The sequence below is a fragment of the Ensifer sp. 4252 genome, from assembly GCF_050434565.1.
GTDB lineage: Bacteria > Pseudomonadota > Alphaproteobacteria > Rhizobiales > Rhizobiaceae > Ensifer.
The window spans coordinates 63,961-79,448 of sequence record NZ_JBNDIU010000008.1; the positions used below are offsets into that span (position 1 = coordinate 63,961).

Consider the following 15,488-nt stretch of genomic DNA (forward strand, 5'->3'; position numbering starts at 1 on the left):
AACTGGCGCAGCGAAGAGGAGATGTGTCTTGGCAGAGACCGCGGTCGTACTGCGCGGTAGGTTCGCCGACGTCGACCTGGACGCGCTGGTTGACGGCCCTGTGGTGCGCACGTGGCTCTACTGGGGTATGTTCTGGCTGATGGTGACGCCTTCGGTCGGCGTCGCCATTTCAGGGCTGTTCACCTTCCCCGACTATCTCGGCACGGGCAATCTCGAACTGACCTTCGGCCGTCTGCGACCGGTCCATGTCAATGGCGTCATCTTCGGGGCCTTTTCGGCCCTGTTCATTGGCGAGTGCTACTACCTGGTGCCGCGTCTTTGTGGCGTGCGAGTTCCATGGCCGGCCCTCGGCGTGCCGTTGGCATGGCTGTGGAATGTGGCGCTTGCCGCCGCTCTTGTCTCTCTGACTTTCGGGGAGAACCACGGCCTGGAAGCGGGAGAACTGCCACTATTCGCGGAGATCCCGATCTTCGCCATCGTCGCGACCGTAACCGCGCAGTTCCTGATCACCATCTCCAGGCGCCTCGAGCCTCCTCTCTACGTCGCATTGTGGTACCTGATCGGCGCATTCGTCTGGACGACGATGAACCTTGTGCTCGGCAGCTTTATCCTGCCCTACACGATCACCGGCATCAACAGCGCCGCGTTCCACGGTCTCTACATCCACTACATCGTGGGGCTTTGGCTGACGCCCGCGGGCTATGTGCTGATCTACTTCTTCCTGCCGCTCAGCGCCCGCAATCCGCTCTTTTCCCACAAACTGTCGCTTGTCGGTTTCTGGTCGCTCGCACTCTTCTATCCTTTTGTCGGCATTCACCACTATCTCTACAGTCCGATCGCCGACTGGGCCGAGACCATCGCAATCGTCACTTCCATGCTGCTGATCATCCCGGTCTGGACCGTGCTCGTGAACTTCTTCGGCACGATGACGGGCAAGTGGCATGAATTTGGCGGGAACCTGCCGGCCAAGTTCCTTATCATGGGCTCGATCATGTATCTCATCGGGTGCTTCCAGGGATCGACCGAGGCGCTGCGTAGTCTGCAACAGCCAACACATTTTACCGACTTCGTCATCTCACACTCCCACTTGACGGTGTTTGGGACCTTTGTCGTATGGGCGATGGGGGGGCTGATCTATGTCTGGCCGCGCCTGTTTAATCGAGAACTCTATTCGTTCAGACTAGGCAACTGGTCGTTCTGGCTGATCACGGTCGGCATCTCAACGATGGGTCTTGTGTTGACCGCCGGCGGGCTGCAGCAGGGCTTCCAATGGATGAACGGGGTTGAATGGCTGGACACCGTGGCCCAGATGAAGCCGTACTGGTTCGTCCGCACTATTGCCGGCATCAGCATGGATCTCGGCATGGCGCTGCTGGTGATCAATCTTGCATTGACGACGCTTGCCCAGCCCAGCGTCGAGAGAGAGATTACTCCGCGGCGGGGTCCGAGCACGCTGCCGGCCGGGGAGCTAGCCGAATGACTGCGCGGTTCGTAGCCCTGGTCGCAGGCGTCCTCTTTTTCTTTCTGGCCGTGTTCACGCAAGGCATCCTGCCCTTCTTCGAGCCCTCGGCACGCACCACCAAGGTGACGGCCGTAGTCCGCACGGGAATGGGCGAACTCAAATGGATGCTCACCGACGCAACGGACTACACGCCGCTGCAGAAGGAGGGCCGCGCAATCTACCTTCGCGAAGGCTGCTGGTATTGCCACTCCCAGTTCGTGCGTCCCGTCACGGGCGAGACGCGCCGCTGGGGGCCCGTAACCGAAGCCGGCGAATTTGCCTTTGACGTGCCTCACCTGTTCGGAACCCGGCGGATCGGCCCGGACCTCATGCGGGTCGGTCTCAAGTTCAGCGACGAGTGGCATCTTGCTCATTTCTGGAATCCCCGGATGCTGTCGCCCGACTCGGTGATGGCCCCCTATCGAGGCCTCTTCAACGAACTCGACGCCTCAGTTCCCATCGTCGACGATGGAGCGGGAAACCGGACACTGGAAAGGTCGCCGGCGACCGAGGCCCTTTTCGACTACGATAGCCAGGCCACGATCTCGCTGACGCCGAATGCCGACGGCCTGCTCTTCGTGCCGCTGGCGGCGCGCGACAAGAAGCCGGTCGTCCTTACGCCCGGCGAACAATTCGGTGGCGATGCGGTGAGAATCGCCGCTGAAACGCAGGAGCTTCAAGCTCTCATCGCCTATCTCCAGAAACTCGGCATGCAGCGCGGCAAATGGCGCGACCTGTTCGAACCGCAGCAGTTGGCAGTGATCGACGTCACCTTGCCGCGTTCGGACGAATGGATCGCCCATGGCAAGGAGGTCTACGAACGGCGATGCGTAGGATGCCACGGAGTCAACGGTGACGGGAACGGGCCGGCCGCGACCTTCCTCTACAAGCAGCGTCCCCGCGATTTCTCGGCTGCCGTGTTCAAGTTCAGGCTCACCAAGGAACCTTTGCCGACGGATGGCGACCTGTTCCGCACGATCACGCGCGGCATTCGCGGCACGGCCATGCCTGCCTGGCACGAATTGCCGGTCAACGATCGCCTTTCCGTCATCCAGTACATCAAATTCGAACTTGCCGTCGACCGCTCGGATCCGTCCGCGCCCTATACGTTCTTCGTCGAGGAGCCGCCCGGCCCGCCGCTGATTATCGGCAGGGCGCCGGCCCCATCGCAGCAGATGCTCGCTCGAGGACAGGAAATCTGGCAGGCGGCGAAGTGTTGGGAGTGTCACGGCCAAACGGGCAAGGGTGATGGCCAGAAAGCCGCCGGTCTTAAGGACGACCTCGGCTTCCCGATCGTTCCGGCCGACCTCACAAGCGGCCAGTTCAAGTCGGGTACGGCGGTCGAGGATATCTTTCGCACGATATCCACCGGCCTGAGCGGCACGCCCATGCCGTCTTATCGAGATGCGTTTCCCGATGAGGACCGCTGGGCGCTGTCCTATCATGTGATTGCGCTCTCGGCCTACAAAGACCCGCTCACGCTCGAGCCGCTCAACATTCCGGAGCCCGATCGCAAGGCGCTGGACGAGCTTACCCGCCAGGCGGCCACGCCGGAGAAAGCCTATGTGCCCGGAAGCGGCACAGCAGTTGGCGCCGGCGAGCCGGATGCAGCGGCTGGAACGGCGCAAGGAGGCTGAGCATGACCGAGTTTGGAATTACCGGGCCCTATCTCGGTGCCCTTCTGATGAGCCTCGGCGCACTGTGCCTGTTCATCTGGGGCGTGCTCTCGGGGGCCCTGTTCAACACTGACGAGGCGTCGAGGAAATTTTTCGAAAGGGAAATGGAAAATGACGAACGTGCCCACGAGCAACGACGAAAACGGCAAGCGTAAAGAGCCAGAGCTACCCGACCCGGCCCACCACGACCTGGAGGAATATTCGGGCGGATCGATAAAGGCACACCACGGCACCATCCCCGTCTGGCTGCTGGTCGTATACTTCGTGCTCTTCGCCTGGGCCCTCTACTACGCTTACCGGTATTGGGGCGGCCTGGGGCCAGGGCGGGTCTGATGTGTTGAGGACAAAGGCAGCGGAACAGGAAGTGTGAAATGTTGGCAGCCCGGATAATCCTAGCAGTCGCAGTGCTGAACCTGGTTCTTCTGCTCGCCGCGTTGACGCTGAATGTCGTCCTGGCTTTCTGGGGCTAACGGGAGGAACGCGATGTTGCCGCAGACCGTCTTTTCGCTTGCCGATGCGGGACTGATCCAGACGCTGGCCTTCGTCGGCGGCGCTATTTTCCACATCGGCTTCTTCGTCTGGGTGGCATACCTCGCCTGGAAATAGGCCGTGGCGAAAGGATCGACGCCGCAGCAGCCAGAGTTGGGCAGGAGGATCATGGATGCTTCCATACCTCGTATTGTTCGCGGCAGGGTTTGCCGGCAGTTTCCACTGCGTCGGCATGTGCGGCGGTTTCGCCTGCGCGCTTGGCCGCGACCGGCATGGCCCCAGCGCCACGGCGCTGCGGCACCTCCTCTACAACACCGGCCGATTGACGACCTATTGCTTTTTGGGCGCGTTGGCCGGCGCCTTCGGCCAGGTGGTCTGCACTTCCGCAGGCTCTTTCGCGACATTGCCGCTGGCCGGACCCGTCGATGCCGCGCAGCGTGTGTTGGCGATCGTCGCGGGACTCCTGATGATCGTCATCGCCCTGCAGTTTTTCGGCCTCCTCGGGAGGCTTCACCGCTTGACCACCGGCCCTGGGGGCAGCCTTTTCGCCGCGACCTTGGGCAGAGTGCTGAAGGCTCCCGGACCCGCTGCCCCGCTTGCCTTCGGGGTCTTCAATGGTTTCCTGCCCTGTCCGCTCGTCTACGCCTTTCTCGCCCAGGCGGCGAGCACGGCCGGGGCAGTTTCCGGCTTTCTTACAATGGCTGCCTTCGGGCTCGGAACCTTTCCGGCGATGCTGATGATGGGCGGGGTCGGCGGTGTCCTGCGACCCTCGTGGCGACAGCGCGGCGTCCGGATTGCCGGTACATTCATTCTGATTTTGGGCCTCGTGACGCTGGGCCGTGGCGTCCTGCCTGTCGGCTTTTTCCATGGGGATCATCTCCTATGAGCGCGCAAGGCGAAGCGTTCTGCGATCATTGCCTGCTTTCGCTCGGCCGGCGGCCGCTGCAGCGCAGGCTGAATGGAGCGGAGAAAAGCTTCTGCTGCTACGGCTGCTGCATCGCTTATCAGGTCAGGGAAGGCAGAGGCGAGGAGGCCGAGGCGGCGTGGCTTCTGATCCGGCTCGGGGTCGCGGCCTTCCTCTCCATGAACATCATGCTCGTCAGTCTTTTTCTCTACACCGGCGCAATTTCCGACGCCGATGCTTATCTGCTTCCATGGGTTCACGGGCTGCTCTTCGCGTTCACGACGCCGGCGATCGTGCTCCTAGGCGGCCCCTTCCTACAGGAAACGTTCGAGCGCGCCCTGGCGGGGCGCCTGACCTCCTCGGCGCTAATCGTGGTGGGGGTAGCATCGGCCTATTTCTATTCCGTCTTTGCCATGCTCGAAGGCGCGCATGTCTACTTCGATACCGCGGCAATGGTACTGTTTCTGTTCACGCTTGGGCGCTATCTCGAGGCCGCCGCGCGGGCCAATGCTGCCCGCGACCTCGAGCCCTTGCTGGCGGCAGAAAGCGAGTTCGCGACCGTCGTGCTTGACGGCGTGGACACGCGCCGTCCCGCTCGTGAGGTGATGGTCGGCATGCTCGTGCGGGTGCTGCCGGGAGAGCGGATTCCCGTTGACGGCCTGGTTCGCGAGGGAGAATCGAACGTCGACGAGGCGGTGATAACCGGCGAAAGCCGGTCGCTTCACAAGGCGCCCGGCGCCTTTGTGATCGCCGGCAGCATCAATTTCGACGGCCCCCTGCTCATCCGCAGCAGCAGCGCCGGTAGCGACACCCAATGGGCTCGGATCGGCCGATCCGTGCGTGATGCACTCTCGCACCGCAGTCCAACACAGTGCATCGCCGACCGGATCGTCACGATTTCGGTACCGATTGTCCTCGTCCTTAGCGGACTGACGGCAACGTATTGGGCACAGTCCCTACCCCTCGACCAAGCGATGCTGACCGGACTGGCGGTCCTTGTCGTGGCCTGTCCATGCGCGGTCGGACTCGCCGCCCCGCTGGCAACGACGCTTGGCATCGGGCGGCTGGCGCGTCGCGGTTGCCTGGTCCGTGATCCCGGCGTGCTGGAGGCGCTCGCCGGCCTAAAATGCGTGGCTTTCGACAAGACGGGCACCTTGACGGCGGGCAAGCCCACCATCGTCGAGATGGAACGCGATGGCGTTGAGGCGACCGATGTCCTGTCGCGCGCAAGCAGTCTCACCCAGTACTCCGATCATGCGCTGGCGAAGGCAGTCACCGCGACCGCCGGCGCCAGCGGCGTTCGGCCGGCGCCGGCGCAGGGTGCACGTGTCATCCCCGGTCGGGGCATGGTGGGCACGCTCGACGGCGAGGCGATCGCGGCAGGCAGCGCGTTGCTGATGGACGACCTTCGGTGGCCTCTTTCGTCGCACCTGTCCGCGCGGGCCCGCGCCGCAGAGGCCGATGGCCATTCCCTCATGCATGTCGGCTGGAGGGGCCGTGTTCGGGCGCTGCTGTTGCTCGATGACACACCGCGGCCCGAGGCATCGGCAACGATCGGGGTGCTCAAAAGCCGCGGAATGCATCCGGTGCTCCTAACCGGCGACCTGCACGGGACGGCCCAACGCATCGCGGCAACCGTTGGCATCGCTCAGATCGAGGCCGGCCTCTCGCCTGATGCGAAGCGGCGGGCCCTGCACCGCCTGCGCCAGACGCGGGGCATGGTGGCCATGGTCGGCGACGGGCTCAATGACGGCCCCGTCCTGGCCGACGCCGATGTCGGCATCGCCGTCGGTTCGGCCACCGACCTCGCCCGTGAAGCCGCAGCGCTCGTCTTGCCCGACGGCGGGCTCTGGTTACTGCCCTGGGTCGTCGACGTAGCCCGCGCGGTTCGCCGGACCATTCTCACCAATCTTCTTTGGGCCTTCGGGTACAATTTCATCGCCTTGACGGCGGCGGCGCTTGGCCTTCTGCAGCCGATCCTCGCGGCGGCCGTCATGGCCGGATCGAGCGTTCTGGTGGTGATGAATTCGATCCGGCTCCTGCGCCTGCCGGAGCCGGTCCCATCAGACATCGATGGCCAGCAAGGTCAAAAACTCCATCAGGAGCCTCCGCCGAACACGTCTGTCGTGAACGCCGAATACCAGCCGACGGCCTGATGGGCCGTACGGCGGCGGACCTCGGGGCTCTCGCCCAACTTGCTCATGAAGGTTCGGGTGGCCTTTATCTTCCCGTCCTCGGCTGCGAAGGTAATCGCATTGGTAAACGCGTCATCGGGTGCCATGAACGTATAGCATGAGTTGAACAGGTGCGGCGGAAAGTGCTGCGAGCCCCTGAACGCAGCTGCAATGGCAAAAGCGCAGGCCTTGGCCTGGCTGTTGGCAGAGAAGGCGGACTTCGGCATGTCGCCGCCAACGATCGCGTCGCCTACGACATGGATACCGGGCCGGAGCGTCGACTCGAAAGTCACAGGATCGACCGGACACCAGCCGGACACGTCGGTGAGGCCCGCCTGCTCGGCGATGAGCCCGGCCTTTTGGGCCGGTATGACGTTGGCGACCGCTGCATTGAACGTCTCGCCTTCGGTCACCACCAATCGCGCCGCGACGTCGACGGCCTTGACTGCGCCCGTGAATTGGGACGGAAGCCACTCGATCATGCCGGGATAGTGGCGCCCCCAGGACTCCTGGAACAGTTCCTGGCCGGAGAAGCTATCCTTGGCATCCACGACAATGATCTTCGACCTCGGCTTGAACTGCTTGAAATAGTAGGCGACGAGCGAGGCTCGTTCGTATGGCGCCGGCGGACAACGGAACGGATTTGGGGGGGCGACGATCACGAACACGCCGCCATCCTCCATGCTTTCGAGCTGTCGTCGCAGCAGCTCGCTCTGGGGTCCGGCATTCCAGGCATGGGGCATGACTTCTGCGGTCGACGCGTCGTAATTGCCGATCGTGCCGGATGCGAAGGCTATGCCCGGGGCGACCACCAGCCGGTCATAGACCAGCTTCTCCCCGCTTTGAAGCGTCACCGTCTTCGTATCCGGATCGACCGCCGTTGCCGCCTGATGGATCACTTTGACGCCATGGCGTTCGACCAACGCCTCGAAACCGAAGGTCAGGCTGGTGAGCGAACGAAGTCCGGCGAGGTAAAGATTGCTGAAGAAACAGGTGATGTAGCGGCGTTTCGGCTCGACGAGGGTCACGTCCACCGTTCTCAGGTCGCCAAGATATCGGGCGACCGTCGCGCCGCCGATGCCGCCGCCGATCACGACGACGCGCGGCCCGTTCTGGCTTCGTCCGACGTGCGGCGTAGCGACTGTGGCCAGCACACCTCCAGCCACCCCGCAGATCTGCCGACGCGTCCAGTCCGTCATGGCGAGCCTCGATCCCCGGCTTTGGACGCAAGGTGACGCGCCACCGCGACCAGTTCCTCTTCCGACAGCGACAGCGCGACGGCGTGCATCACATGGCTCAGGCCTCCGCTTGACCGGTAGTTGTGCATCAACCTGATGATCGTCTGCTCGTCGTGCGACGTGACCGGCGGGATCGCGTGGCCGCGGCCGCCCGGGTCGTGGCAGGATGCACAGGTGGCTGCGATCTGGGCCCCTTGGCTCGCATCCGCAGCGATCGCGCCTCCCGAAACAAGCAGGGCCGACAGCCAAAGTCCGAGCACCAAGCCGACGTCGCTTGCAACCGCCTTGCAGCGCCGAACTGCCATGGCCCTCGATTTCGCGCTCATGTCAGGTGACCGCCATGTCGTGATACAGCGAATAGACGGCGCCGCCGTCCTCCTCCCAGATGAACTCGAGCCGTCCGCTCTCCGTTGCGCGCAGGTAGAACTCCAGGAACGGATTGGCCGAGACCGCCTCGTGCAAGTCGGCACGGAACACCTCGACGCCACCGTAACGGCAAACAAACCGGTTGATGATCTTGCGCGGGATCACTTGACCCGCGCTGTCGGTACGCAGGCCCGTTTCCATCTCGTGTTGGATAATCGCCTTTATCTGGAACACCTCGTTCCTGGACACGGAGCCTGGAACCAGTACGCGAGGGACAGGTGTGGTCATCGCCCGACCTCCCGATCCTAGAGACAGCCATTGGTGGCGACGGTGACCCAGGCCTTCGTCATCAACAGGCTGCCATCGCTCATCTCGGCAAGCGCCACGACGTGTTGCGGGGCGGCCAGACGAATGCGCGTCGAGATGCGCGCGAGGCTACGCTCCGGCACGAAATGGAGCTGAACGACTTCTACGAGCGGATTCTTCGGAGCGAAAACCCTGAGCGACTTGACGTAGTCGGTCTTCGTCATCGGACTGTCGACCGAAATGTCCATGGGCACCGTGTAGCCTGTGGCGAACTCCGCCGGCATCTCGAGCCGAACACGATCCGAAGGCATTGCCGTTCGACCTGTCCGCTGCCAGAGGAAATCCGCCACATCATCCGCTGCCTGCGTCGGCTTCGGCGCCGAGAGAACAAGGGCCGCGACCCCGATTGTGCCCGTCAGCATATGGCGGCGTGTCAAGCTCATCGTCCCGTCTCCGGCGCCTTCTAGGGTGCGTTGCCGTCCATCACAGAGACTCCGCCATCCCGGCCCCCTGAGGTTAAACCGCCGCCGCAGTTCCCGGAAGAAGAGTACACCCGGTCCCCCTGTCCCGTAAATCGATCATGGCATCGGGTGTTCAGGTTTCGGTTTCTTCTCACTCGAACCGCGGAACCGATAGCTCTCGCCGCGGTCATTTGGCGGCTGTGACCTTGCCCGGCAGGCTGAGGTTTCCCGACGCGACCTTGAAAACATTGTCGACACACAATAGCGGCGCGTGAAGGTTGGCATTTATCTTCAACCCCGCCGTGACGCCATCATAAGAAGCAGCCGCTATTGCGCCAAGAAACGACAGCGGTATGGAAACCTCGACCGCATCGCTCTTGAACCTTGTCGGGTAGTCCGGGCTGTCGATCAACAGCGGAACATTGGGCCAGGTCGCAGGGAGCTTCGGCTTGGTCCCTTCCGGAATGTCGGTCACCTTCAGACCGCCGCGGCACGCCTTGTCTTCGTTGAGGACAACCCAATGCGGATGCCAGGCGTCGCGGTTCTTCTTGCCGTTGGCGCCATCGTCAAAATCGGGATGGAAGGTCACGGCAAGCGCAACGATGCCCTGGTCCCTTTCAAATCCGATATCGCTGCTGTTGAGCGATGTCGGCCAGACATAGGCGTAGACCTCCGATCCAGCGAAGTTGCCGGTGGCGACCGGCTTCTCTGACCCCGCTTCGCCGCGCACGCGGGTCGAGAAGATCGCCGTATCGCCCTTGGTAACGATACTCGTCTCGATGATATCGAAGGATGCCTTGACGGCTTCGGACGGCTTGGCGGTGATCGGATGCGCGAAGACCGAACCAGCGCAAAACGGGATGCCGGCGATGAAGACGCCGGCCAGAAGATGCTTCGTCATTTTCAGAAACTCCTTCTCTTCCTTCGTCGTCCCCCGAAGTGTTTCATAGGCCCTGCTGGTATCTCGGTCAGACCGCGCCCGATTTTGGCGGTCCAAGGCCTCATACTCATGGGTTGATCTCAGGTTGACGTGGCTGAAGCCAATGGCTGCTGGTGGGCGATGATGATCCAGCCGACCGTTAGTTACAAGCGTCATCGTTTTCCGCCGTCCTTGATCCGCCCTTACGTCTTCACCCACACACGAAACGACACTGGCCGACGGCGCCAAAGAGCCGCAATCGCGATTGAGTACCAGGTCACCATTAAGTCGTGCGGCAAGGTCAGCAATCATCAAGCATTCGCAAGCGCTGCGCTTCAGGCACATCGCCTTCGCGCGGCGGCTGGCGCCGTTAGTATCCGGTCATTTCAAGGTATCCCCGTCCTGTGGCACTTCCAGCAAAGGAGATCGGACCTTCCCAGTAAGGCGTGGTGGTTTCCATCCAGGCCCGGTCATTCAATGGGCTGGTGGACACGTCGAACTCGCTGCCGGGTATCTGGACACGCCATGCCACGGGGATGTCCCGGTTTCCAACGCGGGCCGTGCGGATGGCGGTTATCTTCAGCGATCCGGGCGACAAGGGCGTAGGCTTCCCATCTCGCGCAATCCAGTTCGCCGATGTGAAGCCACCGCTCCGGTCGCGTAGCCGGAATGCCATCACCTTTTCGCCAGAATCGAGGTGAAGGGAAAACCACTCCCATCCCGTCTGGTCCTCGGCCAGGGGCTGAGAGGACCATTCCCGGTCGAGCCACGCCTTGCCTTTGACGCGGACGATCTCGCCGGCAATGTCGAGAGAACCGGACGCGTTGTAGAACGGCTGCGAATAATAATAGCTCGCCTGCCCCTCTGCCGATTTTACCGAATAGCCCTTGTCTCCCTGCAGCACGAGAGGACCGTGGGCTGAGAGTTCGAGCGTATAGCCGAAATCCCTCCCGTTCGCGCGCAGGCTCACCTTGTCGAGTTGGTCGGCTCCGACCTTTGAGAGGCTCTTCATTTCCCAGTCGTCGATCCAGCCAGAAAATGGCTCGGAGACCACACCGGCTTGACCGACCCCTCCGCGGGAAAGTTTTTCAGCGACAAGATGCCGGTCCTTCGTGGTGATAGCGGCATGACCCATCCAGATCTGAGGATCGGACCACCCGCTCTCCGTCTTGGGTGCAACGGCAGAACGGAAAAGTGTCCATTGAACTCCAAACAGCGTTCCGTTTTCGCTCTGAAGGTTTGCCGTGACGTACCACCACTCGATTCGGAAATCGGGATGGGGACCGTGATCTGCGGGGAACCGGAATTGCCTGCCCGGTTGAGGAATGGCAAAGCCCTCAGCAGTCGAGCCCAGCCCCGCAAAACCTTGGGGGATCGCGGCAGCTGGCAAGAATAGCGCCAACGCGATTAAAAGTAGAGCAGTCAACACTCTCCTAACGTTCATTGGCAAACACCCTCAGCAAATCCGACGGACGGGTCGCTGCCAGATGCCGGAGCGGAAAGAAGGCCGACACGACAGCCGCAATGAGCGCCACCAGCCCGAGGACCAGCCAATCCATCGGAAACATCCGCATTGGCAATCGCCAGCCGAAAGCCTCCACATTCACAATCGACAACAGTACCCATGCAAGCGCTAGGCCGACGGGAACGGCGACAACGAAGGTCGCAAGCCACAGCGAAAGGGTACGCAATAATTCGAGCAGAGCAAGATCGCGACGCCTGATACCCATCGCCCACATCGGGGCGAGTTGAGGTAATCTGATACCCGACAGCGTAAGCAGGCTTGAGAACATCGCAAACCCCGCAATGCCGAGAGTAAAGATATTCAGCGCGCCGGTTACGGCAAATGTCTGGTCGAAGACTGCTTGCGATTGCCTCTTCAAGGAGAACTGATCGACGACGTTTTTCGGTGGCAAGCCGAATTGGGTCGTAAGCCGCTCCTTTAGTGCCGGGGCGTCATCTGGGTTGATGCGCACGCCGTACCGCAGCTTCGGAACATCTGGAAAATGCGCAGTCAGCGCATCGACACCGACGATGACCTGCCCTTTCGGATTGCCGTAGTCGGAATAAACCCCGACGACCGGAAGCGCCCATCCGTGCGGCAAAGCTAAGCTATCTCCAATGTTAAGCCCATTCCTACGCCAGAGCTGTTCGTTGACGAGTGCGCCCTGTCCCGCCGCGACACGGTCCCAGACATCGGCGGTGCCTAACAAGAGCGGCCAGTGGTCGCGATACGTCGTATCGTCCGCCGCGGCACCAAATATTTGCAGTCTTTGCCCGAGCACCTCGCTATCCACACTCCAGATGGGAAGCACCGACGTCGAATAGGTTGGCAGCCATGCCCGCAGCCTCGACGCTTCGTCTTCATCCCGGGCCGTCACATAAAGTTCGGCGGCGAGCCGCTGATCGAGCCAGCCCGTGAAGGTCAGGCGGAAGCTGGAAACCATTGTGCTGACACCGACATTCGTAGCCAATGCAAGGAGCAGTGCCATCAGAGCGAGGCTGAGCCCCGGCAGTTGTTGCCGCGTATCGGCCCAGAACCAGGTGACCAGGATCCGCGACGAACGCCTCTGCATAAACGCAAGACATGCGGACAACATGCTCGGCAGCATCAGCGCTGCTCCCAACAGCAGACAGCCCAGAACCGCAAACCCAACCACCAGCCCCTCTCCAAACGTGACCAAGGCCCCTGACGTGATCAACAGGAGCAGACCGGCAGCGAGTTGCAGCCGGATGCCGGTTGAGGCCGCACGCGCCCAGGCGCGCGGTTGCGCCGATGCCAGCAACGGCATGCTGCCGACCCGCCATAGGCTCTGGCCCGACGAGACAATGGTTCCTGCAAGCGCTAGTCCGAGACCAGTTGCCCACCACTCGGGCCGGATGGAGAGTGTGCCTGGCACGTTTGCTCCGTACAGGCCCTGCAGGGTCGCCGCCACTCCCGGCAGCAGAAAGGAGGCGACGAAATACCCCATCACCACACCGACGAACCCGGCAAGAGCCGCGAGCAGCAGAAGCTCCGTCATGAGCAAGAGGATCAGCGAAGACAGGGAGAGGCCGAGCGACCGCAAGGTTCGGAAGGTTGCACGGCGCTGCTCGAAGGCGAGCCCGATCGTCGCGTAGACGATAAAAAATCCAACAGCAAAGGCGAGGAAACCAAAAGCCGTCAAATTCAGATGGAAGCTGTCGGTGAGTTGCGCGACATCGGGCGGGTCGCCCGGCGTCGCGATTGCTAGCCCCGGGGCGAGCGTATCCAGCGCTGGCAGTCCAGCTCGTTGTTCAGGCGCGATGACAAGCCGGCTCACTTCGCCGCGTCTTTCAAGCATGCGTTCTGCGATGCCGATATCGACAAATGCGGCCTCATCCGGCATATCCGGCGAGATACTGAGTTGCATGTCAGTGCGCCCTTTAAGTTTGAGCGCAGTGACTTTTGACACGACAAGCACGCCTGGATCCGACAAGAAGGCGGCGAGATCACTGGAATCCTTGACCCCCAATCTTAAGTTCCCCATCGGCATCGTCAGCGGCTCAATCCCGATAAGACGGACGCGTATGTTGTCGAAGCGATGATCGCCCTCGACCACGGGCGAGACATTCCAGCCCGCCCGCCTCAATTTGACATATGTGCTGTGAGGGATGGAGTTGCCTTCGCGCGGCACGAGTTGTGTTCGTTCATTTTGATCAAGGATTGAAGCGGCCCGGGCGTAGCTCGCCCGCGCTTCGGCATTGATTGCCTGGACGCCCGACCACAGCGCAGTCGCAAGCGAAAGGCCCAGGACAAGCGTTACAAATTGAAGAGGCCGGCGGTGCCAATGCGAGAAAAGAGCCGTTGCCGCGGTCCAGAGCATCAGGCAATCTTGCCCCCAGAGAGGCGGACGGTACGGTCGAGCATCTGTGCCAGCCTTGAAGAATGCGTCACCACCAGAAGGGCTGCCCCCGCACTTTTCGTTAGCGACAGCATGATGCCGAGCACGGCATCAGCGCTCGCTTCGTCGAGATTACCGGTCGGTTCGTCGGCAAGAACCAGCGGTGGTCGCGCCGCCAGCGTCCTGCCGATTGCCACGCGCTGCTGCTGGCCTCCTGAAAGCTGCTCGGGATAGCGTGCCAGTAGGGCGTCGATGCCCAGCCTCTCCACAAGTTGTCGCTCCCACACCGGATCGTGCCGGCCGGCAAGCTTTGCGTGAAATGAGATGTTTGCAGCAACGTCGAGTGACGGAATCAAATTGAAATGCTGGAATACCAGTCCGACCGCTGAGCGCCGATATGCGGCCCTCCCACGATCATCGAGATCGGCGATGTTTCGACCGGCTGACAGGATCTGCCCGGCATCGGGTTGGTCAAGACCGCCCGCAAGGTGGAGCAAGGTGCTCTTACCGCTCCCGGACTCTCCGGTCAGCGCGACGCTCTCACCGGCGTCGAGATCCAGATCGATACCCTTGAGGATTTCGAGGCGTCCCTCGGCTGTGGCGTAGGATTTTCTGACATTTTCCAAAGAGAGGAGCATAGGGCTCGGATCAATCGATAAGGACCTCAGAATATGTAGGAGAACCTCCTGGGTTTGGAACCCGTGTCGCGCAGAAACCCTGTCAAAAACACGCGTTTCGCTCCTTGATATCTCTGGACAGCTATTGCATGGCCGCGCCCTCTTACGGCATCAGTCCCGGCCGGCAATTGCTCACAAGTCATGCAGGCCTCGTTTGGACGCTGATCGCCAGCCTCAACATCGGCAACGTCATGCATTGGCACGGACATTCGGCTCGCCTATTGCTGGGCACACGCTCGTCGCAAGCTGACGGAGATCACCCGCACCGGTCCCGCGCCGATTGCAGAGGAAGGCGTGAAGCGGATCGGCGAACTGTATCGGATCGAGGCCGAATTGCGGGGCCTTGAACGGGAAGCTCGCCTTGCTGGAAGGAAGGAAAGGTCAGCGCCGCTGATCGCAGGCATCCATACCTGGCTCGCCCATCACCTTGCCCGTGTCACGGCCAAGCCTCCGCTTGGTGAGGCTCTTGCCTACACCGCAAAATACCGGGCGGCCTGTGCCTCTTTCTGACCGGCGGCCGCATCGAGATCGATAACAACTGCGTGGAGCGCAACATCAGGCCGACTGCCCTGAATCGAAAGAACGCACTTTGCAGGGCATGACGCGGGAGCTGTGAACTAGGCTACAATCGCCTCGCGTACTGCAAACTCAATGCTGTCGATCCGCTGGCTTATCTGACCAGCACGCTCACCGCCATCGTCGAAGGCCACAAGCAGAGCCGGATTGAGGAACTCCTACCGTGGAACTATCCGGCGGAGTAACCCGTACATAAAGACGGCATTCAGCCCCCGTGCGGGCATGTAGCGTCAGTTGGAGAACGGCTGTATCCGCCTGTCGGACGGAGATCAGCGACGCTGGACTCATTGCCATGAACACGGCTTAATGCCGCGCGGGGATGGCTGGGGGATGCCGAT

15 protein-coding genes and 1 pseudogene are annotated in these 15,488 nt (G+C 61.9%); 8 read left to right on the plus strand and 8 right to left on the minus strand.

The genetic code is table 11. The features are described from left to right. The first annotated feature begins 28 nt into the window (after nucleotides 1-28). From ABIE33_RS17025 to ABIE33_RS17055, 7 genes are all read left to right on the plus strand, one after another. Nucleotides 29-1,480, plus strand: a complete 1,452-nt coding sequence (locus ABIE33_RS17025; protein ID WP_429127054.1) for a cbb3-type cytochrome c oxidase subunit I — start codon at nucleotides 29-31, stop codon at nucleotides 1,478-1,480. Beyond that, nucleotides 1,477-3,138, plus strand: a complete 1,662-nt coding sequence (locus ABIE33_RS17030; RefSeq protein WP_429127057.1) for a cbb3-type cytochrome c oxidase subunit II — start codon at nucleotides 1,477-1,479, stop codon at nucleotides 3,136-3,138. Before ABIE33_RS17025 ends, ABIE33_RS17030 begins: the two co-directional genes overlap by 4 nt. Nucleotides 3,139-3,140: 2 nt before the next feature. Further along, a complete protein-coding gene (locus ABIE33_RS17035) occupies nucleotides 3,141-3,332 on the plus strand; it encodes a hypothetical protein (protein WP_429127059.1) in 192 nt (63 codons plus the stop codon). Beyond that, on the plus strand, nucleotides 3,289-3,510 hold the full coding sequence (locus tag ABIE33_RS17040) for a hypothetical protein (protein WP_429127062.1): 222 nt from the start codon (nucleotides 3,289-3,291) through the stop codon (nucleotides 3,508-3,510). The genes ABIE33_RS17035 and ABIE33_RS17040 overlap by 44 nt, the downstream gene beginning before the upstream one ends. A 150-nt stretch (nucleotides 3,511-3,660) precedes the next feature. After that, nucleotides 3,661-3,783, plus strand: a complete 123-nt coding sequence (locus ABIE33_RS17045) for a hypothetical protein (protein ID WP_429127065.1) — start codon at nucleotides 3,661-3,663, stop codon at nucleotides 3,781-3,783. A 55-nt stretch (nucleotides 3,784-3,838) separates the two neighbouring features. Further along, complete coding sequence (locus ABIE33_RS17050; RefSeq protein WP_429127068.1) at nucleotides 3,839-4,552, plus strand: sulfite exporter TauE/SafE family protein; 714 nt, start codon at nucleotides 3,839-3,841, stop codon at nucleotides 4,550-4,552. Next, nucleotides 4,549-6,726 carry a heavy metal translocating P-type ATPase gene (locus ABIE33_RS17055; protein WP_429127071.1) on the plus strand — a complete coding sequence of 726 codons (2,178 nt, stop codon included), beginning with the start codon at nucleotides 4,549-4,551 and terminating at the stop codon, nucleotides 6,724-6,726. Before ABIE33_RS17050 ends, ABIE33_RS17055 begins: the two co-directional genes overlap by 4 nt. Here the strand turns inward: ABIE33_RS17055 and ABIE33_RS17060 are convergent. From ABIE33_RS17060 to ABIE33_RS17095, 8 genes are all read right to left on the minus strand, one after another. Further along, the gene (locus ABIE33_RS17060; protein WP_429127074.1) at nucleotides 6,669-7,943 is read right to left on the minus strand and encodes an FCSD flavin-binding domain-containing protein; all 1,275 of its coding nucleotides are present in this window, start codon (nucleotides 7,941-7,943) and stop codon (nucleotides 6,669-6,671) included. The two genes, ABIE33_RS17055 and ABIE33_RS17060, sit on opposite strands and share 58 nt — an antisense overlap. Next, on the minus strand, nucleotides 7,940-8,308 hold the full coding sequence (locus ABIE33_RS17065; protein WP_429127077.1) for a c-type cytochrome: 369 nt from the start codon (nucleotides 8,306-8,308) through the stop codon (nucleotides 7,940-7,942). The genes ABIE33_RS17060 and ABIE33_RS17065 overlap by 4 nt, the downstream gene beginning before the upstream one ends. 1 nt (nucleotide 8,309) lies before the next feature. Further along, nucleotides 8,310-8,636, minus strand: coding sequence for a thiosulfate oxidation carrier complex protein SoxZ (soxZ, locus tag ABIE33_RS17070; RefSeq protein WP_429127080.1), 327 nt, complete (start codon nucleotides 8,634-8,636; stop codon nucleotides 8,310-8,312). A gap of 17 nt (nucleotides 8,637-8,653) precedes the next feature. Beyond that, entirely contained in the window at nucleotides 8,654-9,097 is a 444-nt protein-coding gene (locus ABIE33_RS17075; protein WP_429127082.1) for a thiosulfate oxidation carrier protein SoxY, read from the minus strand. A 205-nt stretch (nucleotides 9,098-9,302) separates the two neighbouring features. Further along, on the minus strand, nucleotides 9,303-10,016 hold the full coding sequence (locus ABIE33_RS17080) for a hypothetical protein (protein WP_429127085.1): 714 nt from the start codon (nucleotides 10,014-10,016) through the stop codon (nucleotides 9,303-9,305). A 388-nt stretch (nucleotides 10,017-10,404) separates the two neighbouring features. After that, a complete protein-coding gene (locus ABIE33_RS17085; RefSeq protein WP_429127087.1) occupies nucleotides 10,405-11,478 on the minus strand; it encodes a lipocalin-like domain-containing protein in 1,074 nt (357 codons plus the stop codon). Next, the gene (locus tag ABIE33_RS17090; protein ID WP_429127090.1) at nucleotides 11,468-13,879 is read right to left on the minus strand and encodes an FtsX-like permease family protein; all 2,412 of its coding nucleotides are present in this window, start codon (nucleotides 13,877-13,879) and stop codon (nucleotides 11,468-11,470) included. The genes ABIE33_RS17085 and ABIE33_RS17090 overlap by 11 nt, the downstream gene beginning before the upstream one ends. Then, nucleotides 13,879-14,535, minus strand: coding sequence for an ABC transporter ATP-binding protein (locus ABIE33_RS17095; RefSeq protein WP_429127092.1), 657 nt, complete (start codon nucleotides 14,533-14,535; stop codon nucleotides 13,879-13,881). Before ABIE33_RS17095 ends, ABIE33_RS17090 begins: the two co-directional genes overlap by 1 nt. Nucleotides 14,536-14,769: 234 nt before the next feature. On the opposite strand from ABIE33_RS17095, the pseudogene ABIE33_RS17100 reads away from it, so the two are divergent. Next, nucleotides 14,770-15,335 (plus strand): annotated as a pseudogene (locus ABIE33_RS17100) (IS66 family transposase); the annotation flags it as partial. Nucleotides 15,336-15,488: the final 153 nt, after the last annotated feature.

Excerpts from the sequence above, each read along its gene's own strand:
- ABIE33_RS17030 (WP_429127057.1), top strand. The coding sequence starts at position 1,477 with ATGACTGCGCGGTTCGTAGCCCTGGTCGCAGGCGTCCTCTTTTTCTTT.
- ABIE33_RS17035 (WP_429127059.1), top strand. The coding sequence starts at position 3,141 with ATGACCGAGTTTGGAATTACCGGGCCCTATCTCGGTGCCCTTCTGATG.
- ABIE33_RS17040 (WP_429127062.1), top strand. The coding sequence starts at position 3,289 with ATGACGAACGTGCCCACGAGCAACGACGAAAACGGCAAGCGTAAAGAG.
- ABIE33_RS17045 (WP_429127065.1), top strand. The coding sequence starts at position 3,661 with ATGTTGCCGCAGACCGTCTTTTCGCTTGCCGATGCGGGACTGATCCAG.
- ABIE33_RS17050 (WP_429127068.1), top strand. The coding sequence starts at position 3,839 with ATGCTTCCATACCTCGTATTGTTCGCGGCAGGGTTTGCCGGCAGTTTC.
- ABIE33_RS17055 (WP_429127071.1), top strand. The coding sequence starts at position 4,549 with ATGAGCGCGCAAGGCGAAGCGTTCTGCGATCATTGCCTGCTTTCGCTC.
- ABIE33_RS17060 (WP_429127074.1), bottom strand. The coding sequence starts at position 7,943 with ATGACGGACTGGACGCGTCGGCAGATCTGCGGGGTGGCTGGAGGTGTG.
- ABIE33_RS17065 (WP_429127077.1), bottom strand. The coding sequence starts at position 8,308 with ATGAGCGCGAAATCGAGGGCCATGGCAGTTCGGCGCTGCAAGGCGGTT.
- soxZ (WP_429127080.1), bottom strand. The coding sequence starts at position 8,636 with ATGACCACACCTGTCCCTCGCGTACTGGTTCCAGGCTCCGTGTCCAGG.
- ABIE33_RS17075 (WP_429127082.1), bottom strand. The coding sequence starts at position 9,097 with ATGAGCTTGACACGCCGCCATATGCTGACGGGCACAATCGGGGTCGCG.
- ABIE33_RS17080 (WP_429127085.1), bottom strand. The coding sequence starts at position 10,016 with ATGACGAAGCATCTTCTGGCCGGCGTCTTCATCGCCGGCATCCCGTTT.
- ABIE33_RS17085 (WP_429127087.1), bottom strand. The coding sequence starts at position 11,478 with ATGAACGTTAGGAGAGTGTTGACTGCTCTACTTTTAATCGCGTTGGCG.
- ABIE33_RS17090 (WP_429127090.1), bottom strand. The coding sequence starts at position 13,879 with ATGCTCTGGACCGCGGCAACGGCTCTTTTCTCGCATTGGCACCGCCGG.
- ABIE33_RS17095 (WP_429127092.1), bottom strand. The coding sequence starts at position 14,535 with ATGCTCCTCTCTTTGGAAAATGTCAGAAAATCCTACGCCACAGCCGAG.